Origin of the sequence: Achromobacter deleyi, from assembly GCF_016127315.1 — a bacterium.
Taxonomy (GTDB): Bacteria; Pseudomonadota; Gammaproteobacteria; order Burkholderiales; family Burkholderiaceae_B; genus Achromobacter; species Achromobacter insuavis_A.
This window is the reverse complement of record NZ_CP065997.1, coordinates 666924-688909: the sequence shown is the minus strand read 5'-3', so window position 1 is coordinate 688909 and position 21986 is coordinate 666924. Positions and strand designations below refer to the sequence as shown.

Genomic DNA, 21986 nt, shown 5'->3' with positions numbered 1-21986 from the left:
CATGTGCAGGCGTCTTGCCTAGAACGCGCCCGGCCTGTGGCCCTCATCACACCTGTTCGCGCGTTCGCCGGCGCGCTGGCTGCTCGCGCAGCAGCGCCGCCGGGCCGCCGCCGCCTGGAGCGCCAGCGAGGGGCAAAGGCGGAAGGCAAGACAAAAGGGGGCGGCACCTGTCGGCCCGCAAAGCCTGTCTGCACGTGGGGGTGGCGCGGCACGGCGCGGCTTCGCCGCCGTGCCGCTTGGGGCGCGAGGCCCGCGCCGGTACAGGCATGTCCGCGTGCTTTGCACGACCGGACACGCCACAGCCTTCAGGGAGCGCAGCCATGAGCAACCGCCGCGATGAAGATTTCCGCATCCGCCCCAGCGCCCCGAAGAACCGAGGCAAGGGCCAAGGTCAGAGCTTCGTTTCCAAGGTACTCAAGCAGGCAGGCAAGGCCAGCAGCGGCAAGTCCTCAGTGCGCCGTCCAGGCGGAACCGGCAAGGGCGCGGACACCGGCCAGCGGCCCGGTTCGCGCCTGGGGCGCGGCCACACGGCGGCGCGCTTCGCGGGGGCGAAGCTCACGCCCATGTCGCGGCGCGTGACCATCAAGACGCTGCTGGTCAACCAGCGCCAGGCCAGCCCGCAGTCGCTCGCCAAGCACCTGCGCTACATCGAGCGCGATGGCGTGGGCCGCGATGGCGAGCCGGGCCAAGCCTACGGGCCGCAGACCGATGCCGCCGACCTCGACGCCTTCAAGGAACGCTGCGCCGACGACCGACACCATTTCCGCTTCATCCTCTCGCCCGAGGATGGCGCCGAGCTGGAAGACCTGCGCACCTACACGCGGCACCTCATGGGCCGCATGGAAGCCGACCTGGGCACGGGCCTCGATTGGGTGGCCGTCAACCACTGGAACACCGACAACCCGCACACGCACATAGTCGTGCGCGGGCGCGACGACACCGGCAAAGACCTCATCATTGCGGGCGACTACATCGCCGATGGCTTCCGCCATCGCGCCGCCGAGCTGGCGACCGAATGGCTGGGGCCGCGCACCGAGCTGGAGATCCAGCAGACCTTGCAGCGCGAGGTGAAGCAGGAGCGGTGGACGAGCCTGGATCGCACCCTGCAACGCGAGGCCGGCGACGACGGCCGAGTGCAGATCGAACGCTTCAACGAACCGAGACTGCAACGCCAGCGCCTGTTGCTGGTTGGCCGGCTGCAACGCTTGCAGCGCCTGGGCCTGGCCGACGAAATGCAGCCCGGCACCTGGGCCGTCCACGCCGACGCGGGAAAGACCCTGCGCACCCTGGGCGAGCGTGGCGACATCATCCGCACCATGCAGCGGGCCATGCGCGGCGAGCCGCGCGAGCTGGCAGTGTTCGAGCCGGGCGACGATGGCCGAACCATTCTCGGGCGCGTAGCCGCGAAGGGGCTGGCCGACGAGCTGCGCGACCGGGGCTATCTGGTCATCGACGGCGTGGACGGCAAGGCCCACTACGTCGCGCTCAATGCCCGCGACGAGCTGGCGAACTATCCGACCGGCGCCGTGGTGGCGGTGAAGGGATCGGCCGACGTGCGTGCGGCCGACAAGAACATCACCGCACTGGCGAGCGGTGGCCTGTACCGCACCGACCATCATCTGGCCGTCGCGCAGGGGCAGACAGTGCCGGGCCGTGATCCGCAGGAAGTCGTCGCGGTCCACGTCCGCCGGCTGGAAGCCCTGCGCCGCGCCGGCATCGTGGAGCGCGTGGCCGAGGGACTTTGGAAGGTGCCGGACGACCTGGCCGAACAGGGCCGCCGCTACGACGCGCAGCGTCTGGGCGGCGTGGCGGTGGAACTGAAATCGCACCTGCCCATCGAGCGGCAGGCCCGCGTGATTGGGGCCACTTGGCTCGACCAGCAATTGATCGGCGGCGGCTCGGGCCTGGGCGACCTCGGCTTTGGCAGCGAGGCCAAACAGGCGATGCAGCAGCGCGCCGACTTCCTGGCCGAACAGGGATTGGCCGTGCGGCGCGGCCAGCGCGTGATCCTGGCGCGCAACCTGCTGGGCACACTGCGCAACCGGGAACTGGCGCAGGTCGCCAAAGACATTGCGGCCGAAACTGGCTTGGAGCATCGACCCGTGTCCGATGGGCAGCGCGTGGCCGGCATCTACCGGCGCTCCGTCATGCTTGCCAGCGGGCGCTACGCGATGCTCGATGACGGCATGGGGTTCAGCCTGGTGCCGTGGAAACCGGTGATCGAGCAGCGAATGGGGCAGCAGCTTGCCGGGACGGTGCGCGGCGGCGCGGTGTCATGGGAGATTGGGCGGCATCGGGGGCCAACCATTTCTTGAGTCAAGGTAATGCCACAAGCCGGTGGGAAAAATTAGATCCTATTTATTGATAGTTGATCAATCCAAAGCATTACCAAAGGTTGGGATTCCAGAATTAAAATTTTCTGTAATTTCGGATACATGGCCACATTCAAAGGCATGCTATCGCGTATCTGGATTGATGGTTTCAGACCAGTACCGCATGCGCCTTCCGCAGAATTTAGGGCAAATCCACGATGAAGAGAATAATTTGGACGTTCTGGTTTTTTGCGCTGGCATTGAGCGCTCTATGGCTTTTTACCGATACGCTCTGGCCTGCACAGTCCAACTACTTCGCCCTGCGAACGGTATGGATTCAATACAGCGGCGTACTGGCCATCGGCACGATGTCCGTGGCGATGGTGCTGGCCACGCGCCCTGCGTGGCTGGAGCCCAGCTTGAACGGACTGGACAAGATGTACCGCCTGCACAAGTGGCTCGGCATCGCCGCTCTGGCCGCTGCAACAATACACTGGCTGTGGGCGCAGGGTACTAAGTGGGCCGTAGGCTGGGGCTGGCTGACGCGCCCGGCGCGCAAGCCCCGCGCAGCGGCTGATTCAATGGGCTCCATTGAATCGGCGCTGCGTGGCTGGCGCGGACTGGCCGAGGACTTGGGCGAATGGGCCTTCTACGCCGTCGCGGTGCTACTGGTACTGGCTTTGGTCAAGCGCTTTCCATACCGGCTGTTCGCCAAGACGCACCACTGGATGGCAGCGATCTACTTGGTGCTGGCCTTCCACACCTTGGTGCTGGTTCAGTTCTCCTACTGGGCGCAGCCCGTGGGCTGGGCTTTGGCTATGCTGCTGGCGAGCGGCACGGTATCGGCGGTGTGGGTGCTGCTGGGCCGGGTCGGTGCGCAGCGCACCACGCACGGTGTCATCGAATCGCTGCAGACCTACTCTGCGCTGAACGTGCTGGAAACCACCCTGCGAATGGACCCGGCCTGGCCCGGCCACCGGCCCGGACAGTTTGCCTTCGCCATGTCCAACCCGAAAGAAGGCCCGCACCCCTACACGCTAGCCTCAGCCTGGGTGCCGGAAGACCGGCGCATTACCTTCATCACCAAGGCGCTGGGCGACCACACCCGCCGGCTGCCTGAGCGCCTACGGGTAGGCGACCAGGTAACGGTCGAGGGGCCTTACGGCTGCTTCACTTTCGACGACGAGAAGGCCCGCCAGATCTGGATCGGCGCCGGCATCGGTATCACGCCATTCATTGCGCGCATGAAGTATTTGGCGCAGCATAAAGGCCAAGACGCACGCCCGGTCGATTTGTTTCATCCTACGAGCGACGTTGATCCGCAGGCCATCGAGAAACTGCGCGCCGACAGCCAGGCGGCCGGCGTTGTGCTGCACCTGCTCATCGACAAGCAGAACGGTCGCCTGACGGGTGAACGCCTGCGTGCCATGGTGCCGGGTTGGAAAGACGCCAGCGTCTGGTTCTGCGGCCCCACGGCCTTCGGCCGCGCGTTGCGCGCCGACCTGCTGGCCCAGGGGTTGGAGCCAGAAGCCTTCCACCAAGAGCTTTTCGAGATGCGCTGAATGGAAGAAAGCATATGCGCGTATTGATCGTGGAAGACTCGCAAACGCTGGCCGAAGCCCTGAGCCAGAGCCTTCAGTCGGAAGGCTATGCCTGCGATACAGCAGCCGATGGCGTGTCCGCGCTGAAGTTTCTTGCCAGCTACCGGTACGACGCCATCATTCTGGACTTGATGCTGCCCCGGCTGGACGGCTTTGGCGTGTTGCGCGCATTGAGCCGGGAGGCCCATGCCGCACCGGTATTGGTGCTCTCCGCGCGCGAACTGCTTGACGACCGGGTGCGGGCCTTGGATGCGGGTGCCGATGACTACCTGACAAAACCCTTCGAGCTGGCCGAACTGCTGGCTCGCCTGCGGGCGCTGGTGCGGCGTCCGCCGCAACGGGACGTTCCAGTTCTGCGCCACGGCGATCTGGAGGTCGATCCGCGCTCGCGCACCGCGAGGTTCAAGGGCATTGATCTTGGGCTCACGCCGAAGGAATATGGACTGCTCGACTTGCTGCTGCGTCGGCGCGGCGCCACGCTGTCGCGCCCGCAGATTTTTGAACATTTGTACGACAGCCGCAGCGATGCATCGGACAAGGTGGTGGAGGTGATCGTCAGCACCTTGCGAACCAAGCTCGCCCAGTGCGGCCTGGATGAACTGATCGTGACACGACGTGGCTTCGGCTACATACTGCCCTGAACGATGGTACGTCCCGATTCCGAAGCCCTCTCTGATGCGAGTCAAGGCAGATCCTGGTCCTTGCAGCGGCGGCTGGCTGCCAGCCTGGTGATCTGCATTGGAGGAACCTTCGCCATCCTGTTTCCCGTCCTCGACTACTGGATCGACCACGAAATCTACCGACGGATGGATACCACCCTGATGCAACGATCAGCGGCGGTGGGGCGCGTGCTGCAGGAGTTGGATGCGAGAAAGCTCGAAAGCCTCATGCCGGAATACGAGCCTGGCGGGCATACCGAGTTCTTCACGGTCTTCGATTCGCAGACCCACCGGACCTTGCTGCGTTCGCCCAGCAGTGCTGGGGCCGAGCTGGCGCTTGGACCGGTGGAGCAAGGCACCCCACGCTACTACGACGTGATACTCCCGGACGGCCACGCGGGCCGCGCGCTGGCGACGCGCGTGCCGGTAAGAGGTGAGGAATCTCGATTGCTGGTTGTGGCAACAGAACGTCGGGATTGGGATCAAACCGAACGGCGCATCCACTTCACGCTCCTGGGCGGTATCGTGCTGGCGACGCTCCTGGCCACAGGCCTGGCGCTGCTCATGGTTCGGCGCATCGTGGTCATGCTGGAGCGCGTCGGCGTGCAACTGGCCGACCTGCGTTCGGATCGGCCGATTGCGCGGACCGGAGCGGACTTTCCACGCGAACTGCGGCCGTTTGCCGAAGCCTTCAATCAGGGCTTGCATCACCTGTATGCGGCCATTGCCCGCGAGCGCCGCTTCTCCCGCGACGTGGCCCACGAGTTGCGCACGCCCTTGGCAGAAATCCGCATCAGCGCAGAAAGCGCTTTGATCGATGCCGACCCGACCCAAATCCAGCGCGCCCTGAATGCAACGATCCAGGCCAGTTCACGCATGCAGCGCAGTGTGGACACTCTGCTGTTGTTGGCGCGGCTTGAATCCGGCCAACACACACTTGCGCTTGATCCTCTGGATCTAACAGCTTTGCTGCAAGAGTTGCTGGCGGGATTCAACGTCCAGCAAATGGCACCCAAGTCACCTATCCGTGTGACTTTGCCTGAATCGGCATGGGTGCAAAGCGATCAGGGCGTGATCGAACGCATCGTCTCCAACCTCTTGCGCAATGCCATCGAATACGCGCCCGAAGGCGACGACATTCAATGTAGGCTGGAGCGCGCGGCTTCCGGCTGGATGTTGACCATCGTCAACACAGCTCCCAATTTGCAGGCATCCGATCTGGATCAATTCGGACTTCGCTTCTGGCGCAAGGATTCCGAAGGTGGCACGGCGCACCACGCCGGGCTGGGACTTGCACTGGCCCTGGCGCTCGCGCATGCCATAGACCTGCCGCTGGCGTTCTCACTGGACAACGGTCGGCTGTCCGCGCGGCTTGGCCCTTGGCCACCGCTGCTCTGAGATTGACGCAGATCTACACCGCAGTGCCGAACATGGCTCCCACGCCCGCTGTCACCGCCATGGCAAATGTGCCCCAGAACGCGACGCGCAGCGCACTTTTGAAGAGCGGCGTACCACCCACGGCAGCGGCCGCAGCGCCGAGAAGGGCCAGGAAGACAATCGCCGTCGCGACGATCCAATAGAGCAGGCTCTGCTCCGGCGCCAACAGAACCACGGCCAGCGGCATGGCCGCACCCACCGCGAAGCTCCCAGCGGACGCCATGGCGGCTTGCAGCGGGCGAGCGCTCAAGGTTTCAGAAATGCCCAATTCATCGCGCGCGTGCGCGCCCAGCGCATCATGCGCCATCAATTGCGTGGCGACCTGATCCGCGAGTCGATGATCCAGGCCACGCCGGACATAGATGGCCGTTAGTTCCCGATGCTCTGCTTCCGGACTGTTTTCCAGTTCATCACGTTCCCGCGCCAAATCCGCCTTCTCCGTATCAGCTTGTGAATAGACCGACACGAACTCGCCTGCAGCCATGGACATGGCACCGGCTACCAACCCCGCGATGGCCGTGGTCATGATGCTGGCATGGCTTGCATGGGCAGCAGCCACGCCTGCAACCAGGCTGGCCGTGGAAATGATGCCGTCATTGGCACCCAGAACAGCGGCGCGCAGCCATCCGATATGTTCAGTGCGGTGACTTTCAGGGTGGGCGCGGTGGTGAAATTTGGTCATTGGAGATTCGAATCCATATAAAGCAGCCTGAGGCCAGTAGGTCAGGGGCGACGACCGGGAAGCATGCGAACCAGTGTGTTGTCACGCATGACGTAGTGGTGCAACAGCGCCGCCATCGCATGCGATCCGATCAAGACATAGCCCAATGTCGCCAGCGCCTCATGGACATCCTTGAGTTGGCGCGACAAAGCAACGTCGGTGCCGATCAGAGAGGGAATGGGCAAGCCAAACAGAACAATCGGCTTGCCCGCCGCACTCAAGGTGAGCCATCCGAGCAGCGGCATGGCGAGCATGAAGCTGTAGAGCGCATAGTGCATGACATCGGCGAGCGTGGCCTGCCAGCGTGGCATGGGTGGTTGGATCGCGGGCTTCACGCCCGCCTGGATGCGCACCCCGATACGGATCACGACGATCACCAGAACGCTGAGGCCCAGCAGGTAGTGCAAGGACTTCATGGCGTCTCTCAAGGCGCCCTTGGGTGCCAGTCCGCGCAGCTCCATGCTCGCATAGACCGCGATGATGAGAAGCACAGTCAGCCAATGCAGTCCTATGACCAAAGGACTGAAACGGTATTCGGAATTCCTGACATTCATGGTGTATAGCTCCGATGTTTGAGGTAGCAAAGGCGCACCGCTAGCATATCAGAGCAAGTTACTGAAAAGTCAGTTTATCGATTGCTTGCTGCTCAAAGCAGGCGTTTCGCCGAAATACATCGTACTGAGCAAATTTCGCTTTCTCCAAAGCTTTCTCAAAGCTTCACCGAAGAACATGAGCCGATCTTTTACAAGAGATCGACCGCATGTTTCGCCTCATTAACCTCGCGCACCGCTTCATATGCGACGGATTTTCAATCCGCGCTGTGTGCTTTCTACTCTGCTCTACGTCGTTTGGGGCGGCACAAGCATGAGCTTCCCGACCTTGAAAGCGGCGGGCACCGCCAGCCGAACCAAGACCTTGGCCCTGTCCGCCGTCAGTGTGGCAGTTCTAGCTGCCGTAGGGTACGGCTGGTGGGCTTGGACAACGCAGCAGACAACCGTGGCCGATAGAGACGCGAGCGAGGCTGTCGCCCAACCGAACGCTGGCGGCGTTCACCTCAACGCCGCTCAGCTTCACGCGCAGGGTGTGGAAACCGCACTCGTCAAGGATGCCGCAGTGATACCGCTGGATGGCTTACCCGCGCAGACGGTGGCACCACTCTCGGCCAGCGCGCAGGTCGTGGCGCCCTATGGCGGTGTGGTGACGCGCGTTCTGGTCGATGAAGGCACCGCAGTGCGCCAAGGACAGGCGCTGGCGCGCATCCAGAGCAAGGACGTTCTGGCTTCGCAGGCTGATCTGGCGCGTGCCCGCACCGAAGCGGCGGTGGCCGCGGCGCAGGCCCGGCGCGATGCCACGCTATTGGCCGAGGGCATCATCCCAGCCACGCGCAACGAGCAAACCCAGGCGCGCGCGGCGGCTGCGCAAAGTACGTTGCAAGAGGCCAATGGCGCCCTCGCACGGCTTCGACCCGTTAGCGGCGGGCAGGCCGGCGAGTATGAATTGCTGGCGCCTTTGTCCGGGCGAGTGATGCGTCGTCACCTGAGCCTCGGGCAGGCGGTTGCGCCGCTCGACATCGCCTTTATAGTGGCTCAGCCTGGTCCGCTGGATGTCAGCGTCGCGGTTCCGCTGCGCTGGCGCTCGGATCTCCACCCAGGCTTGGAAGTGCGTCTTCCCGATGGCACGATCGCTCGCGTGACGGCTGTTGGTGGCGACACTGACCTCAGTAGTCAGAGCCTGCGGGTACGTGCCCGCGTCGATGCAGATCAGGCAGGGGCAGACCGCTATGCGGCCGGGCAGCAGATCAGTGTCGCGCTGTTGCTGCCAGCACCGCAGGGCACCTTGAGCGTGCCATCGTCCGCACTGCTGCCAGCGGGCAGCGCCCACGTGCTCTACGTTGCTGAGCCGTCATCGCAAGACAAGCAAGGCGACCTACACGTCCGCGCTGTTCCGGTGCAACTGCTGGGGCAAGACGAATCAGAGGCGTCAAGCGCCGTGCGTGCCGTCTCGCCAGACACTGCGCCGCTTGCGGCAGGCATGCAGGTCGTCGTGCGCGGTACGGCACTGCTCAAATCCATCATTCCATTGCAATGAGGGGCGACCACGCATGTTGTCCCGTCTGATTGAATTTTCCCTGCGCCAACGTGCGCTGGTACTGCTTGGCGTGCTGGCTTTGGCGGGTGCGGGCCTGGCGGCCTTCCTGCAACTGCCGATCGACGCCTATCCGGACATTTCCCCAACGCAGGTCAAGCTGATTATCAAGGCCCCTGGCATGACGCCCGAGGAGGTGGAGTCGCGCGTGATCACGCCGCTGGAGATGGAGTTGCTCGGCGTGCCGCGGGGCGTGATGCTGCGCTCCACGGCCAAGTACGCCATCGCCGACATCACGCTGGACTTCGCCGAAGGCAGCGACATCTACTGGGCGCGTCAGCAGGTGGCTGAACGCTATGCCGGTGTTTCGGGCAGTCTGCCCGACGGCGTCAGCGGCGGGCTGGCACCGATTTCGACGCCGCTGTCAGACGTGTTCATGTTCACCATCGAAGGCGGCAGCCTCACGCTGAGCGAGCGGCGCGCCCTGCTGGACTGGACGCTGCGCCCGGCCCTGCGCACGCTGCCCGGCGTTGCCGATGTCAACGTGCTGGGCGGCGAAGCCAAGAGCTTTGCCGTGGTGCCTGATCGCGCGCGGCTTTCCGCTGCGGGCCTCGGCTTCTCGGACGTCATCACTGCGATCGGCCGCAACAACCGCAACGACGGCGCGGGCCGCCTGGATGCGGGCGAGGACACGCTGATCGTGCGCGCCGAAGGCGCGATCCACACTTTGGACGATTTATCCCGTCTGATCCTGCGCGCGGGGGCCAATGGCACGGCCCCAGTTCGCCTGGGCGACGTGGCCCAGGTGCGCATCGAAGGCGTGACTCGCTATGGCGCAGTCACCCGGGACGGCGCGGGCGAAGCGGTGGAAGGCATCGTGGTGGCGCTGCGCGGGGCCGATGCTTCGGCGCTCGTGAAGGCCATTCGCGCCCGGCTGGACGAGGTGGCTCCCAGCCTGCCGCCCGGCGTCAAGGTGGTGCCGTTCTATGACCGCAGCACGCTGATCGAGCGCGCCGTGGGCACGGTGGAAAGCGCCTTGCTGGAAGCGACGGTACTGGTCGTCATCCTGCTGCTTCTGTTCCTCGGCGAGCTTCGCGCCGCGCTGGTGGTGGCGGTGATGGTGCCTTTGGCGGCGCTGGGTACCTTCTTGCTGATGCGCCTTGTCGGCATGAGCGCCAACCTGATGAGCCTGGGTGGGCTCGCAATCGCCATCGGCATGCTGGTGGATGCTGCCGTGGTGGTGGTGGAAAACGCCGTCAGTCGGCTCGACCCGCACGCGCCCAGTGCGCACCAGCCGCGCCTGCACCGCATATTCGCCGCGGCGCGCGAGGTCGCCATGCCTGTGGCCTCGGGCATCCTCATCATCTGTCTGACCTTCATGCCCCTGCTCACGCTGCAAGGGTTGGAAGGCAAACTGTTTGTGCCGGTGGCGCTGACCATCGTGTTCGCCCTGGGCGTCTCGCTGCTGCTGTCGCTCACGCTGGTGCCGGTGCTGGCCTCGCTGCTCCTCAAGGAACACGCGCACACCGAGCCGTGGGTGATGCGCTGGGCCACGCGCCTGTACCAACCGCTGCTGGAGGCTGCGCTTCACCACCCGCTACGCGCATCGGCGGTCGCTATCGCGGCCCTGGCATTGGGTGTGGTGGCCTACCTCGGCACGGGCAAGGCGTTCATGCCGACGATGGATGAGGGCGATATCCTGCTGCAACTGCAAAAGCCGCCGTCCATTGGGTTGCAGCGCTCGCTGGAGATTGACCTGGCGGTGCAGAAGGCCATCGGTGCGGCGGTGCCCGAGGTGCGGCACAGCATCGGGCGGGTGGGCTCGGACGAGCTGGGGCTCGACCCGATGGGCCTGAACGAAACCGACCTGTTCATGCAGCTCGCACCGCGCAAGGATTGGCATGCAGCCGACAAGGACGCGTTGAGTGCCGAGATACGCAAGGTGATGGATGCCTTCCCCGGCCTGGAATTCGGCTTTACCCAGCCCATCGAGATGCGCATCTCGGAAATGCTCACCGGCAGCCGGGGCGACGTGGCCGTCAAGCTGTTCGGCCCTGATCTGCAAACGCTGGGCGATCTGGCGCAGCGCATGGCCGCTCGCATCGAGAAAGTGCCCGGTGCGCGCGACGTGCTCACCCAGGCCAGCGACAGCGTGGAATACCTGCAGGTGAAGGTGGATGCGCAGGCGGCCGGTCGCGCCGGACTGGCCGTGACGCAGGTTCAGGACGAGCTGCGTGCGCAGCTCGAAGGCGTGCCGGCCGGGCTGGTGATCGAGCCGGACAGGCGCACGCCCATCGTGGTGCGCGGGGATGCCCGGCTGCGCGGATCGGCCGAGCGGTTCAAGGACTTGCAGCTCGCCCGTGGCGATCAGGGCGAGATCCCCCTAGCCTCGCTGGCGCGCATCGCCACCACCGATGGCCCCGTGCTGGTGCGGCGCGAGAACGGTTCGCGCTTCGCGCTGATCCAGTCCAGCGTGAGCGGGCGCGATCTGGTCGGCTTCGTAGATGAAGCGCGCGAAGCCGTGGCGCGCGACGTGCCGCTGCCGCCCGGCTACCGCGTCGAATGGGGCGGGCAGTTTGAGAACCAGCAACGTGCAGCGGCCCGCCTAGGCATGGTGGTGCCGGTGGCCCTGGGGCTGATTTTCTTCGTGCTGTTCATGACCTTCGGCTCGGTGCGGCAGGCCGCGCTCATCCTCGGCAACGTGCCGTTTGCCATGGTCGGCGGCGTGGCAGCGCTGTGGCTGTCGGGGCAGTACCTGTCGGTGCCTGCTTCGGTCGGCTTCATCGCGCTGCTGGGCATCGCCGTGCTCAACGGATTGGTGCTGGTGACGCACTTCAACCACCTGCACGCGCTAGGCCTGCCCATGGAACAGGTGGTGCGCGAAGGTTCGCTGCGACGGCTGCGCCCCGTGCTGATGACGGCTTCCATCACCGCCTTTGGCCTGGTGCCCCTGCTGCTGGCCAGTGGCCCTGGCTCTGAGATCCAGCGCCCACTCGCCATCGTGGTGATTGGCGGACTGGTCAGTTCCACGGCGCTGACCCTGGTCCTGCTGCCGGTGCTGTACCGGCGATTCGGCCAGGCCATCTCCTCACAACAAGGAGTCCACGCATGAACGGATTGAAAGAAGCGCAACTGGTGCGCCTGAATCTGGTGTTTCCACCCACGCTCGAAGACGCCGTCACCGATGCCCTGATGGCCGACCCGGTGCTGCCAGGGTTCACCCTGTTGCACGCCGAAGGGCATACCGGCGACTTCGCGCGCGCGTCCATTCGCGAGAAGGTTCGCGGCCGTGTGGATCGGCGCGTCATCTGGGTGTTGATCGAATACGAACAACTGGAACAGGTCCTGGCGCATCTGCGCCAGCGCATCGCGTCTAGCGATGTCCGCTGGTGGGTGGAGTCGGTGTTGGCAAGTGGAAGACTGGTATGACGAGTAAAAACAAAGGATGCAGCCTGGTACTACCGGCTGGTGCCGTCATGGTGGCTATCGCGGTTTTGACATTTCATCCCGCGCAAGCGCGCGCCGATGATCTCTCCTGGCTACCTGCGCAGGTGCAAGTCGAAGCAGCGATGAAAACCCAGCCGGTCGTGAATGCCGCAGCCGCTCGCTTGGACGCGGCTGCTGCCACGCAAAGCGCCCTTGAAGCCGGTAGCCACGAGTTTGAACTCAGTAGCGGCCTACAACGTCGCAACGTGACCAACGAAGCGCATCGCTACAACGAATGGGAAATCCAGCTCAGCCGTGCTGTTCGCTTGCCAAACAAGGCGCGTCTGGATCGGGAGATCGGCAGCCGCACCCGCGGCGTGGCCGGTATGCGCCTTGAAGATGCCGAGCACCAGATGGCAAGGCGACTGCTGGAAGTCTGGGCCGGATGGCTGCGCAGTTTCATCGTGGCTGACGAGATGCAAGCGCAGGAAAAGTTGCTTATTCGTGAGCAGGAAGCAATGGCCCGGCGCGTGGCCCTGGGCGATGCCGCGCGGCGGGACAGCGACGTTTTGCAAGCCGAACGCGCACTGCTTGCGGCCCAGGTTAGCGCCGCGCGCGATGCAGAACGGGAAGCACGACAGACGTTGGTGATTGAGTTCCCCGGCATTGAGATTCCCGCACGGCCATCCACCCTGCCAGATCCCGATCCCTTGCCGGGCGGGGTACAGGAGTGGCTGGCGCGAATTGTGCGACAAAGCGTCGAAATCGGCATTGCCGATGGAGAGGCGGCTCGCCTTGCCAAGGTGGCCGAGCGCGCTCGCGCCAACCGCACGCCCGACCCCACCGTCGGGGTACGCATGATGTCTGAACGCGGCGGGGCGGAACGTGTCATTGGCGTTGTCTTGACGGTGCCATTTGGCACGGACTATCGCAGTGCAATGGCCGCCACGGAAAGCGCCAACGCGGCGGCCGCAGAGGCCGAGGCGCTCGGCGTGCGGCGCGCGGTGGAGCAAGGTGCGTGGGTCGCCGTGCAAGCAGCGGATAGTAAGCGCACGCAGTGGCAATCATTCACGCAGGCGCTGGCCGCGCAGACCACGGCCAGCAACCGCACGCGGCGGGCTTGGGAATTGGGAGAGGCCCCCTTGGCCGAATACCTTTTGACGCTGCGCAACCTGCGCCAGACACGACTAGCCGAGGCACAGGTTCGCGTCGATGCGCTGCAAGCATCGGCACTGGTGCGTATCGATGCGCATGCGCTGTGGCATTCGAAGGAGGCACATGCCGATGCCCCCCAATGAATTCCGACTACTGGGCAACGCCCCACTATCCAACGCACTATTCGCACCTCGATTCTTAATCACTCATTTAGCGCTACCAGCGGGTGCGGCGCTGATCATCAGCAGTCTATTGATGGATGGCGGTGGGGACTTCTGGGTCGCCGATCATCTCTATCGCTTGCAGGGCAGCCGATGGGCTTTGCGGGATGCCTGGCTAACCAACAACCTGCTGCATCGGGGTGGGAAGAATCTTTCCACCTTGCTGGCAATTGTGGTTGCAGCAACGTGCATCTGGGCTTGGAGAAAAAAACGTAGCAACAATTGCACAGCACACCTACGCTGGCCGCTACTGTATCTTTTTTGTGCGTACGTGATCGCGGCACTGATGGTTTCGGCGCTGAAATCGTTCACTAACATGGATTGCCCCTGGAACTTGGTGCGCTATGGCGGAGCGCGAGTGTTTGTGGGCCTGTTTGAAACACGCCCGCCCGGTATGCCGCGCGGTGTGTGCTTTCCCGCAGGGCATGCAAGTGCCGGATATGCATGGGTCAGCCTCTATTTCTTTACCTTGATGGTTCGTCCTGCCTGGCGTTGGATGGCCTTGGCCGCAGGTTTGATGATAGGTGCCATCTTTGGATGGACCCAGCAGGTGCGCGGAGCCCATTTCCTTTCTCATGACTTGTGGACACTCCTGATTTGTTGGGTCGTTGCCTTGGGTCTTTTCATGGTCTGGCAACGCTGGTTTGTTGGTGGCTCAGGCGATGTCCATTCATCGGGGTTCCAAGCATGAGAACTTTCAAACAGGCTCTCGGTCTGGTGCCGCGATTCAGAACTGCAAACCTCAAGAACCTAAGCCATTGGCGACCACAATGCAGCGTCGAGTGGCTGATCTTGATGACCAGTATTTTCTTTGCACTGGCCTGCAATGGTCTATTTTGGAGTAGCGCCTTAGGCGTCCAGTCCAGTCTACGCATGGGCACATCCGTACTGCTGTTTCTGGTGGGAATACACAGTCTGCTGTTGAGTTTGGTTGTATGGCGCTGGAATGCCAGGGTTTTACTTGCGGTGCTGTTTGTTGCCTCTGCCCTCGCAACACACTACATGCGCAGCTTTCATATCTACCTCGATTCGAGCATGTTGCGCAATGTTCTAGCCACAGACTTCAAGGAAAGTCGCGAGCTACTGACGCCTGCATTGATTGCTCCACTAAGCCAACTGGCAGTAGTGCCGATTATTTTGCTTTGGCGAATCCGATTGGTCGGGCGTACTTGGCTGAAAGCAACCGTGTGGCGTATGGGATTAATGCTGTTTTCGGCACTGATGATTTCGGTCGGTGTCATGCTGTCATTTCAGGACATGTCCGCACTGATGAGAAATCATCGCGAAGTTCGATACTTGATTACACCGGGAAACTATCTGGTGGGCTTACCGAAGGCACTAAAAGGTTCCTCTATCACGCAGTCCGCCGAAAAGAAAACCATTGGAGCTGATGCCGTTGCAACAGTCAGGCCCGAAGGCAGTCGGCCACGTTTATTAGTCTTTGTCGTAGGCGAGACGGCTCGCGCCCAAAACTGGGGATTGAACGGCTATGCACGCGAAACAACGCCTCAATTGGCTCAGATAGGTGTGATCAATTTCTCCGACATGCACTCCTGTGGAACTAACACCGAGGTTTCTGTGCCTTGCATGTTCTCGTCCTTTGGTCGCCGAAACTACGATGAGGACAAGATTCGTTCACACCAATCCTTACTGCATGTTCTGGAGCGTGCTGGTATTACCACCTTATGGAGGGATAACCAGTCAGGTTGCAAAGGGGTGTGCGATGGTCTCGAAAATCAACGTCTAGGGAACGCACAAAGTCCCTCTTTATGCGTTGATGGTCGGTGTTTCGATGAGATTTTGCTTGAAGACTTACCAGCTCAGGCTCGCAAAATTCCCGGTGATCGTGTGATTTTTTTGCACCAGATTGGAAATCATGGCCCCAGCTACTTTCAACGATACCCAGCAGCGTATCGCAAATTCATCCCAACATGCGACACACCGGAAATGGGGAAATGCACCCGCGAACAGATCGTGAATAGCTACGACAACGCTATTCTCTACACAGATCATTTCCTAAGCCGAGCCATCAAACAATTGCAGGGGCTTTCCGACTACGACACAGCTATGATATTCGTCTCGGATCACGGCGAATCCCTGGGCGAGAAGGGTCTTTTTCTGCACGGCATGCCTTATGCGATTGCTCCACAAGAGCAGACTCGTGTTCCTTTGGTTATGTGGTTCTCTTCAACGTTTACGCAAAGTCGCGGGCTGAATATTGGCTGTTTGAGTGAGCGAGCCCGCTCTTATGCGGATCACGACGCATTGTTTTCGTCTGTCTTGGGGCTAATGCAGGTTAAAACAAGTGAGTACGATAGGAATTTCGATTTTTTCTTTGGCTGTGATGATAAGAATATATAAGAGTTGTTCTCATGAAAGATAAAAAACACACAATCGCAGCTGATTCCATGTCCGCATTCGAAAATAAACAAAAATCTCGCCGAGGAATATTGAGAATTTGGCATGCGTCCCATTACTCAATTCAGGGATTGCGCGCTGGATGGAATGAGCCGGCCTTTAGACTTGAGTCAGTATTTTCCTTTGTGTTGGTCCCATTGGCCTTCTGGTTGGGGCAGGGATGGGTCGAAGTCGCTCTTCTCTCAGGAAGTATCCTTATTTTGATGATTGTGGAGCTACTCAATACTGCTGTGGAATCGGCGATTGATCGTATTGGCCCTCAATGGCATGAGCTATCAAAGCGTGCAAAGGACATGGGAAGCGCTGCCGTGCTGTTAGCCACTTTGCTGACCGGGGGGGTTTGGCTGTCAGCACTCTGGCAAAGGCTGATTAATTAGCCGCGCAAATGAAATTAGACGAATTAAAGTGGAGTGAGCACAATGGAGCTTCGACATCTTCGCTGCTTTCTCATCGTTGCGGAGGAACTTCATTTCGCTCGCGCCGCTGAACGACTACATATCGACCAATCTCCACTTTCACGCACTATCAAAGAATTAGAAGAGGAACTTGGTGCTCGTTTATTCATTCGTACTACCCGAAGCACTCAACTAACCCGTGCCGGGCGACAGCTTTTGGAGCATGTCCCGCGCATTTTTACCGCATTGGATCAGGCCCGTGATGGCGTCAAGTCGGCCACCAACGGATTTTTAGGCCAGTTACGCATTGCCTTGTCTGATGGTGTAACACCCACACGATTGTCAACTTTGCTGGCGCGATGCCGTGAAGAGGACCCTGAAGTTGAGATGCGTCTGTTTGAGGTGCCGCTCGGGCTGCAGATCAAGGGTTTGCATGAAGATCTGTATGACGTAGGTTTTTCGATGGCAGAGGATGGAGGCGATGGTATCTTGGTCACACCTGCTTGGGAAGATGAACTGATGGTAGCGGTGCCAGCCCGCCATCCCGTGCTCGCCTTCAAACAGGTTCCGCTGAAAGAAGTGCTGCGCTATCCGTTGGCACTGGGCGACCCGGCGGTCTGCGAAGGCCACGCGCGGCAGATCGATCGTTTTCTGCGCAAGCTCGATCAGGAGCCGCTGATTGCGCAGCGCGTGGCAACCTTCGACGTGATGATGACGCTGGTTTCCGCTGGCCTGGCTTTGGGCCTAGCGGGCGAGGCGCATATCGCCTCCAGCCGCGAGCCGGGTGTCGTGGCCCGCCGCTTGGCAGGCAAGCCATACATGCTTACGACCTATCTGCTACGCCGCGATGCGGAGCCGTCCGAGATGCTGGCTCGGTTCATCGAGCGTGTGGCCTTCATTGATTCGGCAGACGGTATCGACGCTGCCGACGATGCCTGAACCATCCGACGAAAGGACTGGAATCATGAACAGAGTGATGCTACTGATGCTGACCGTCGCACTGACCGCATGTGGCTCGTCTCAACCTTCGGAAACCGTGGATTTCCTCGCGGCGCATCCCGAGCGCATCAAGGAGATTCAACGGCAATGCAAGGAGGATCGTGCGAAGGTCGGCGATGAACTTTGCCGCCGTGCGGCCGAAGCCGCCAATCGCCGCTTCTTCGGTGATCGACCTGAGCAGAAATCCAAATAACCTTGTTGTAGTCGCTTCGTAGCGACAAAGTTCTCGCCGTGACCTCGTCACGCCGCAACGTGCTCGCGCACGCTGCGTTCTTATGGCTTTCGACCCTGCAAGAAATCTGGCTTTTTCGGCCTAAATCACAGCCATAACGGCCTTTGACCGGCCTGTACGCACGCCTTGATCCTCAGTGCTGCGGCACCTCCGTGTGCCGTGATCGGAGGCGAGGTTATGCAAGGGACGAACGTGCTGTTCGGTCAGATCGCCGTGGTATTCGGCATCGTGATCGCCGGTGTGTGGAGCGCCACACAATGGACGGCAGCGGCCCTGGGCTATCAACTACGCCTTGGCTCGCCGTGGTTCGATTTTCTAGGCACGCCGGTCTATCACCCGTGGCGACTGTTCGAGTGGTGGTTCTTCTTCGATGCCTACGCGCCCCGCGTGTTCGACATCGGCGGCGCTATTGCGGGCGGCAGTGGTCTCGTCGCCGTGCTGGTGGCGATTGGCATGTCGATCTGGCGCTCGCGGCAATCGCGCCTGGTCACGACTTACGGCTCGGCCCGCTGGGCGAACGCGGATGACATTCGCAAGGCGGGACTCACGCAGCCGGCCGGCGTGTTCCTCGGCCAGCACGACCGTCAGTACCTGCGGCATGAAGGGCCGGAACACGTCCTGACCTTCGCACCCACGCGCAGCGGTAAAGGCGTTGGCCTGGTGGTGCCGACGCTGCTGTCCTGGCCGGCCTCGGCCGTCATCCACGACATCAAGGGCGAGAACTGGCAGATCACCGCAGGCTGGCGCAGTCGGTTCAGCCACTGCCTGCTGTTCAACCCGACCGATGCGAAGTCGGCGGCCTACAACCCGCTGCTGGAGGTGCGGCGCGGCGCGCATGAAGTGCGCGACGTGCAGAACATCGCGGACATTCTGGTCGATCCCGAAGGCGCGCTGGAGCGGCGCAACCATTGGGAAAAGACCTCGCACGCGCTGCTGGTCGGCGCCATCCTGCATGTGCTCTACGCGGGCGAAGACAAGACGCTGCGCGGCGTCGCCAACTTCCTCTCCGACCCGGCTTGCCCGTTCGAGCTGACCTTGCACCGGATGATGACCACGCCGCATCTCGGCGATGGCCCGCATTCGGTCGTGGCCTCGGCGGCGCGCGAAGTGCTCAACAAGTCGGACAACGAACGCTCCGGCGTGTTGAGCACCGCCATGTCGTTCCTCGGCCTGTACCGTGATCCCACGGTGGCCGAAGTCACGTCGCGTTGCGATTGGCGCATCGCCGACCTGATCGCGGCCGAGCATCCGGTGTCGCTGTACCTCGTGGTGCCGCCTTCGGATATTTCGCGGACGAAGCCGCTGATCCGCCTGATCCTCAATCAGATCGGGCGGCGGCTGACGGAATCGCTCGATGGCTCCGACGGCATCGCGCGCCGCCACAAGCTGCTGCTGATGCTCGACGAGTTCCCGGCGCTTGGGCGCCTGGACTTCTTCGAGACGGCATTGGCCTTCATGGCGGGCTATGGCATCCGCAGCTTCCTCATCGCCCAAAGCCTGAACCAGATCGACAAGGCGTATGGGCAGAACCATTCGATCCTCGACAACTGCCATGTGCGCGTGACGTTCGCCACGAACGACGAGCGCACCGCCAAACGGATTTCCGAGACGCTGGGTACGGCCACCGAGCTGCGCGCCCAGCGCAACTACGCGGGCCACCGGCTCGCGCCGTGGCTCGGCCACCTGATGGTGTCGCGCCAGGAAACCGCACGTCCGCTGCTGACGCCGGGCGAAGTGATGCAGCTTCCGCCCGGTGACGCTGTGGTGATGGTGTCCAGCGTGGCGCCGATCCGTGCGAAGAAGCTGCGCTACTACGCGGACGCCAATTTCAAGCCCCGCGTGCTGCCGCCACCCGTGCTGGTGGACGGGCAGTACGCCGACGCGCCGCCCTCGCGGCCCGACGACTGGAGCGGGCTGGCGATTCCCGCCATGCCCGCCGCACCGGCTCCCGCTCCTGCTGATGAGCTGGGCAGTACCGACGACGGCGGCCCGCGCCGTCAGCCCGAACTCTCCGAAGCCGTCGCCTATGACCCCGATCTGGCCGCGTCCGCAGCCGACCTCGCGCTGTTCGATGACGACGACGACCTGCCGCTTCCCCTTCCACGCCAGCTTGATCCGGCCATGCAGCGCACGGCCCGGCTGGCTTCCCTCGACCCCAACGACGGAATCGAGCTATGAGCCACTACCGCCTTAACCTGTTCATCCAGCCGGAGCACGCCAAGCGCCTGGACGAACTGGCCGCCAAGAAAGGCGTGTCCAAGTCGTCCATCGTCGCCGCTGCCTTGGCGTCCTGGCTGTCGCCGGACGCGGCAGACCAGCGCGAGGCCGCCATCGCCAAGCGGCTGGATCGCCTGTCGCGCCAGGCCGAGCGGCTGGAGCGCGACCAGAACATCCAAATCGAAACGCTGGCGCTGTTCATCCGCTACTTCCTCACGGTCAGCACGCCAGTTCCCGAGGCGCACCAAGACGCGGCACGTGCCCAGGGCAAGGCGCGGTTCGAGCAGTTCGTGGAGCAGTTGGGCCGTCACCTGCTGCGCGGGCGCAGCCTGGTGCGCGACGTGGTAGAGGAACTGCACCCCGACCCGATGCGGATGGATGACGCGGCGGCAGTTGCCGAAGCGCAGGAGCGTGCCTCATGAGCGCCGCGCCTTCGTCCTTCGCCACCTCGCTCGACCGCCGCATTCAGATGCTGCGCACGGCGATGGGGCCGCTGATCGCCGCCGCGCTCGAAGACCCGGACGTGGTGGAAGTGATGCTCAACCCGGATCGAACCTTGTGGGTCGACCGGCTTTCGTCAGGCCGCGCACCGATGGGGGTGGAGCTGTCCGAAGCCGATGGCGAGCGGATCATTCGCCTCGTCGCCGCCCACGTCGGCGCGGAAGTGCATCGCGGCCAGCCGCTGCTGTCCGCCGAGCTGCCCGAGACGGGCGAACGCTTCGAAGGCATCCTGCCGCCCGCTGCGCCGGGGCCGGCCTTCGCGCTGCGCAAGCGCGCCATCGGCGTGATTCCGCTGGAGCGGTACGTCATCGACGGAATGATGACCAGCGCGCAGGCGGGCTTTCTCGTTCGCGCCGTGCGCGAGCGACAGAACGTGTTGATCGCCGGGGCTACCAGCAGCGGCAAGACCACGCTCGCCAATGCGCTGCTGGCCGAAATCGCCGCGACGGGCGACCGCGTGCTGGTGCTTGAAGACACGGTGGAGCTGCAATGCGCGGCCCGCGACCACGTGCCGCTACGCACGCGCGCGGGCGTGGTGTCCATGACCGAGCTGGTGCGCTCGTCCATGCGCCTGCGCCCGGATCGCGTGGTCGTCGGCGAGGTGCGCGGCGCCGAGGCGCTGGATCTCGTCAAGGTGTGGGGCACCGGCCATCCGGGCGGCATTGCCACGATCCATGCCGGCTCCGCGCTGGGCGCGCTGCTGCGCCTGGAGCAACTGATTCTCGAAGTGGCGGTGAACCCGCCCCGCGCGCTGATCGCGGAAGCGGTCAACGTGGTCATCCACATCGCCGGGCGCGGGCGCAAGCGCCGCATCGAGAGCATCGCCCGCGTCGTCGGCTTCGATGGCGTGGGCTACCACCTGGCGGATGCGCTGGAGGCTCCATTCCCGGAGCTGCTGCCGCAGTCCGACTTTTCCTCCCTGTCCCCTGACCACTCTGGAGAACTGCCATGACGCACGTTGATGCTTTCCGTATTTCCGCAAATCCGCTTCCTCGGCCCGCACGGCTGGATGGCCTGGCTCGCCCGGCCATGCAAGGCTTGATGCTCGCTGCCTTCATGCTGCTGCTTGCGGGCACTGCGCAGGCCGCCGGCTCCTCGATGCCCTGGGAAGGCCCGCTGCAATCCATCCTCGAATCCATCCAGGGGCCGGTGGCGCGCATCGTCGCGGTCATCATCATCATCGCCACGGGCCTCGCGCTCGCGTTCGGTGACACGTCGGGCGGCTTTCGCAAGCTGATCCAGATCGTGTTTGGCCTGTCCATCGCGTTCGCGGCTTCGAGCTTCTTCCTGTCGTTCTTCAGCTTCTCGGGCGGGGCCGTCGTATGAGTGCCCCGGACACCTTCGCGGCCGGGTTCGAGGTGCCGCTGCATCGCTCGCTGACCGAGCCGATTCTGCTGGGCGGCGCGCCGCGCACCGTGGCGATTGCCAACGGCACGTTGGCCGCCGCTGTCGGGCTGGGCCTGCAACTGTGGATTCCCGGTGTCGTGCTCTGGATCGTCGGCCATTCGCTGGCGATGTGGGGCGCGCGCGTCGATCCGCAGTTCATGGCCGTGTTCGCCCGGCACATCAAGCACCGCCCGCTGTTGGACGTGTAGGGGAGGACGCCG

The 21986-nt window shown here is 62.9% G+C and carries 20 protein-coding genes; 18 read left to right on the top strand and 2 right to left on the bottom strand.

The annotated features are described in order from the left end of the window. The first annotated feature begins 320 nt into the window (after positions 1–320). The 4 genes from I6I07_RS02950 (at position 321) to I6I07_RS02935 (ending at position 5970) form a co-directional block, all read left to right on the top strand. Positions 321–2315: a relaxase/mobilization nuclease domain-containing protein gene (locus tag I6I07_RS02950; RefSeq protein WP_125347678.1), complete on the top strand. Its 1995-nt coding sequence runs from the start codon at positions 321–323 to the stop codon at positions 2313–2315. Positions 2316–2530: 215 nt separating this feature from the next. Then, positions 2531–3874: a ferric reductase-like transmembrane domain-containing protein gene (locus I6I07_RS02945; protein WP_049405830.1), complete on the top strand. Its 1344-nt coding sequence runs from the start codon at positions 2531–2533 to the stop codon at positions 3872–3874. 14 nt (positions 3875–3888) lie between these two features. Then, positions 3889–4554: a response regulator transcription factor gene (locus tag I6I07_RS02940; RefSeq protein WP_012204578.1), complete on the top strand. Its 666-nt coding sequence runs from the start codon at positions 3889–3891 to the stop codon at positions 4552–4554. 3 nt (positions 4555–4557) lie between these two features. Beyond that, a complete protein-coding gene (locus I6I07_RS02935) occupies positions 4558–5970 on the top strand; it encodes a sensor histidine kinase (RefSeq protein ID WP_180189899.1) in 1413 nt (470 codons plus the stop codon). A 13-nt stretch (positions 5971–5983) separates the two neighbouring features. On the opposite strand, the gene I6I07_RS02930 is transcribed toward I6I07_RS02935, so the two are convergent. Together I6I07_RS02930 and I6I07_RS02925 are read right to left on the bottom strand one after the other, a co-directional pair. Continuing rightward, positions 5984–6691 carry a VIT1/CCC1 transporter family protein gene (locus I6I07_RS02930; protein WP_012204576.1) on the bottom strand — a complete coding sequence of 236 codons (708 nt, stop codon included), beginning with the start codon at positions 6689–6691 and terminating at the stop codon, positions 5984–5986. Between the two features lie 41 nt (positions 6692–6732). Continuing rightward, the gene (locus tag I6I07_RS02925) at positions 6733–7284 is read right to left on the bottom strand and encodes a cytochrome b (protein ID WP_012204575.1); all 552 of its coding nucleotides are present in this window, start codon (positions 7282–7284) and stop codon (positions 6733–6735) included. Positions 7285–7594: 310 nt separating this feature from the next. On the opposite strand from I6I07_RS02925, the gene I6I07_RS02920 reads away from it, so the two are divergent. From I6I07_RS02920 to I6I07_RS02855, 14 genes are all read left to right on the top strand, one after another. After that, positions 7595–8818: an efflux RND transporter periplasmic adaptor subunit gene (locus I6I07_RS02920; protein WP_012204574.1), complete on the top strand. Its 1224-nt coding sequence runs from the start codon at positions 7595–7597 to the stop codon at positions 8816–8818. A gap of 13 nt (positions 8819–8831) precedes the next feature. Further along, on the top strand, positions 8832–11927 hold the full coding sequence (locus tag I6I07_RS02915) for an efflux RND transporter permease subunit (RefSeq protein ID WP_049405260.1): 3096 nt from the start codon (positions 8832–8834) through the stop codon (positions 11925–11927). Then, positions 11924–12244, top strand: a complete 321-nt coding sequence (locus tag I6I07_RS02910; RefSeq protein WP_003056157.1) for a DUF3240 family protein — start codon at positions 11924–11926, stop codon at positions 12242–12244. The genes I6I07_RS02915 and I6I07_RS02910 overlap by 4 nt, the downstream gene beginning before the upstream one ends. After that, a complete protein-coding gene (locus tag I6I07_RS02905) occupies positions 12241–13539 on the top strand; it encodes a TolC family protein (protein WP_225971084.1) in 1299 nt (432 codons plus the stop codon). The genes I6I07_RS02910 and I6I07_RS02905 overlap by 4 nt, the downstream gene beginning before the upstream one ends. Beyond that, entirely contained in the window at positions 13520–14308 is a 789-nt protein-coding gene (locus tag I6I07_RS02900) for a phosphatase PAP2 family protein (RefSeq protein WP_232625885.1), read from the top strand. The genes I6I07_RS02905 and I6I07_RS02900 overlap by 20 nt, the downstream gene beginning before the upstream one ends. Further along, a complete protein-coding gene (locus tag I6I07_RS02895; protein ID WP_012204570.1) occupies positions 14305–15978 on the top strand; it encodes a phosphoethanolamine transferase in 1674 nt (557 codons plus the stop codon). Before I6I07_RS02900 ends, I6I07_RS02895 begins: the two co-directional genes overlap by 4 nt. 11 nt (positions 15979–15989) lie before the next feature. After that, the gene (locus I6I07_RS02890; protein ID WP_012204569.1) at positions 15990–16412 is read left to right on the top strand and encodes a diacylglycerol kinase; all 423 of its coding nucleotides are present in this window, start codon (positions 15990–15992) and stop codon (positions 16410–16412) included. Positions 16413–16454: 42 nt separating this feature from the next. Then, the gene (locus I6I07_RS02885; RefSeq protein WP_012204568.1) at positions 16455–17369 is read left to right on the top strand and encodes a LysR family transcriptional regulator; all 915 of its coding nucleotides are present in this window, start codon (positions 16455–16457) and stop codon (positions 17367–17369) included. Positions 17370–17394: 25 nt separating this feature from the next. Next, on the top strand, positions 17395–17622 hold the full coding sequence (locus I6I07_RS02880; RefSeq protein ID WP_049405256.1) for an EexN family lipoprotein: 228 nt from the start codon (positions 17395–17397) through the stop codon (positions 17620–17622). Positions 17623–17838: 216 nt separating this feature from the next. After that, positions 17839–19839 (top strand): conjugal transfer protein TraG, encoded by a 2001-nt coding sequence (locus I6I07_RS02875; RefSeq protein WP_033460286.1) that lies wholly within the window; start codon positions 17839–17841, stop codon positions 19837–19839. Further along, the gene (locus I6I07_RS02870) at positions 19836–20300 is read left to right on the top strand and encodes a ribbon-helix-helix protein, CopG family (protein ID WP_033460283.1); all 465 of its coding nucleotides are present in this window, start codon (positions 19836–19838) and stop codon (positions 20298–20300) included. The genes I6I07_RS02875 and I6I07_RS02870 overlap by 4 nt, the downstream gene beginning before the upstream one ends. Further along, positions 20297–21331 (top strand): P-type conjugative transfer ATPase TrbB, encoded by a 1035-nt coding sequence (trbB, locus tag I6I07_RS02865; protein ID WP_033460280.1) that lies wholly within the window; start codon positions 20297–20299, stop codon positions 21329–21331. The genes I6I07_RS02870 and trbB overlap by 4 nt, the downstream gene beginning before the upstream one ends. Next, positions 21328–21705 carry a TrbC/VirB2 family protein gene (locus I6I07_RS02860; RefSeq protein WP_012204563.1) on the top strand — a complete coding sequence of 126 codons (378 nt, stop codon included), beginning with the start codon at positions 21328–21330 and terminating at the stop codon, positions 21703–21705. The genes trbB and I6I07_RS02860 overlap by 4 nt, the downstream gene beginning before the upstream one ends. Beyond that, complete coding sequence (locus I6I07_RS02855) at positions 21702–21974, top strand: VirB3 family type IV secretion system protein (protein WP_020230337.1); 273 nt, start codon at positions 21702–21704, stop codon at positions 21972–21974. The genes I6I07_RS02860 and I6I07_RS02855 overlap by 4 nt, the downstream gene beginning before the upstream one ends. Positions 21975–21986: the final 12 nt, after the last annotated feature.

What these genes read in the sequence shown, in the direction of transcription:
- I6I07_RS02950 (WP_125347678.1), top strand. Translation starts at nt 321, where the DNA reads ATGAGCAACCGCCGCGATGAAGATTTCCGCATCCGCCCCAGCGCCCCG.
- I6I07_RS02945 (WP_049405830.1), top strand. Translation starts at nt 2,531, where the DNA reads ATGAAGAGAATAATTTGGACGTTCTGGTTTTTTGCGCTGGCATTGAGC.
- I6I07_RS02940 (WP_012204578.1), top strand. Translation starts at nt 3,889, where the DNA reads ATGCGCGTATTGATCGTGGAAGACTCGCAAACGCTGGCCGAAGCCCTG.
- I6I07_RS02935 (WP_180189899.1), top strand. Translation starts at nt 4,558, where the DNA reads ATGGTACGTCCCGATTCCGAAGCCCTCTCTGATGCGAGTCAAGGCAGA.
- I6I07_RS02930 (WP_012204576.1), bottom strand. Translation starts at nt 6,691, where the DNA reads ATGACCAAATTTCACCACCGCGCCCACCCTGAAAGTCACCGCACTGAA.
- I6I07_RS02925 (WP_012204575.1), bottom strand. Translation starts at nt 7,284, where the DNA reads ATGAATGTCAGGAATTCCGAATACCGTTTCAGTCCTTTGGTCATAGGA.
- I6I07_RS02920 (WP_012204574.1), top strand. Translation starts at nt 7,595, where the DNA reads ATGAGCTTCCCGACCTTGAAAGCGGCGGGCACCGCCAGCCGAACCAAG.
- I6I07_RS02915 (WP_049405260.1), top strand. Translation starts at nt 8,832, where the DNA reads ATGTTGTCCCGTCTGATTGAATTTTCCCTGCGCCAACGTGCGCTGGTA.
- I6I07_RS02910 (WP_003056157.1), top strand. Translation starts at nt 11,924, where the DNA reads ATGAACGGATTGAAAGAAGCGCAACTGGTGCGCCTGAATCTGGTGTTT.
- I6I07_RS02905 (WP_225971084.1), top strand. Translation starts at nt 12,241, where the DNA reads ATGACGAGTAAAAACAAAGGATGCAGCCTGGTACTACCGGCTGGTGCC.
- I6I07_RS02900 (WP_232625885.1), top strand. Translation starts at nt 13,520, where the DNA reads ATGCCGATGCCCCCCAATGAATTCCGACTACTGGGCAACGCCCCACTA.
- I6I07_RS02895 (WP_012204570.1), top strand. Translation starts at nt 14,305, where the DNA reads ATGAGAACTTTCAAACAGGCTCTCGGTCTGGTGCCGCGATTCAGAACT.
- I6I07_RS02890 (WP_012204569.1), top strand. Translation starts at nt 15,990, where the DNA reads ATGAAAGATAAAAAACACACAATCGCAGCTGATTCCATGTCCGCATTC.
- I6I07_RS02885 (WP_012204568.1), top strand. Translation starts at nt 16,455, where the DNA reads ATGGAGCTTCGACATCTTCGCTGCTTTCTCATCGTTGCGGAGGAACTT.
- I6I07_RS02880 (WP_049405256.1), top strand. Translation starts at nt 17,395, where the DNA reads ATGAACAGAGTGATGCTACTGATGCTGACCGTCGCACTGACCGCATGT.
- I6I07_RS02875 (WP_033460286.1), top strand. Translation starts at nt 17,839, where the DNA reads ATGCAAGGGACGAACGTGCTGTTCGGTCAGATCGCCGTGGTATTCGGC.
- I6I07_RS02870 (WP_033460283.1), top strand. Translation starts at nt 19,836, where the DNA reads ATGAGCCACTACCGCCTTAACCTGTTCATCCAGCCGGAGCACGCCAAG.
- trbB (WP_033460280.1), top strand. Translation starts at nt 20,297, where the DNA reads ATGAGCGCCGCGCCTTCGTCCTTCGCCACCTCGCTCGACCGCCGCATT.
- I6I07_RS02860 (WP_012204563.1), top strand. Translation starts at nt 21,328, where the DNA reads ATGACGCACGTTGATGCTTTCCGTATTTCCGCAAATCCGCTTCCTCGG.
- I6I07_RS02855 (WP_020230337.1), top strand. Translation starts at nt 21,702, where the DNA reads ATGAGTGCCCCGGACACCTTCGCGGCCGGGTTCGAGGTGCCGCTGCAT.